Source organism: Actinomadura napierensis, from assembly GCF_039529375.1.
Classification (GTDB): domain Bacteria; phylum Actinomycetota; class Actinomycetes; order Streptosporangiales; family Streptosporangiaceae; genus Spirillospora; species Spirillospora napierensis.
In genome coordinates, this window is the sequence record NZ_BAAAMR010000431.1 from 1 (window position 1) to 520 (window position 520).

General features: G+C 38.3%; 2 protein-coding genes. One reads left to right on the forward strand and one right to left on the reverse strand.

The features are described from left to right. Window positions 1-325: cation transporter (locus tag ABD296_RS50310; protein ID WP_344285857.1), on the reverse strand; the 325-nt coding region annotated here is incomplete at its 3' end. Between ABD296_RS50310 and ABD296_RS50315 the strand changes: the two genes are divergently transcribed. Further along, a partial coding sequence (locus ABD296_RS50315) for a metal/formaldehyde-sensitive transcriptional repressor (protein WP_344285860.1) occupies window positions 317-520 on the forward strand: 204 nt, incomplete at its 3' end. The two genes, ABD296_RS50310 and ABD296_RS50315, sit on opposite strands and share 9 nt — an antisense overlap.

Here is a 520-nt window from a genome sequence, read left to right on the forward strand (position 1 = left end):
CAAAGCTAAAACGGTGATCATTGGAATAATGGCGGGCTGCACGATAGGCAAAGTAGGCTAAACCAAGGGCCAACATATGTGAACTCATATGCCAACCGTCGGCCAGTAGTGCCATTGAATTGAAGAACCATCCACCAAATACTTCCAGTACCATCATGGACGCCGTTAAAATGGTTGCAATCAAAATACGTTTTTGTGCAAGTGGATTTCCTTCATCAAACTGATGTTGATGATGACGTGATACACTATAATCCTGCATAAAATTTAAACCCAATATACTCCATACCAGTATATTAAATTGTACAAGAGAAAACAGATGAGTCACATTGGTCAGGATAAAAAAATTGTTAATCGTGTAAAACGACTAAAAGGGCAAATCAACAGCATTGAAAATGCGATAGAACAACCAGAATCTTCATGTATAGATATTTTGCAGCAAGTTGCAGCCATAAAAGGTGCAATAAACGGTTTGATGAGTGAATTAATGGAACAGCACTTACATCATCACGTACTTAAAGGC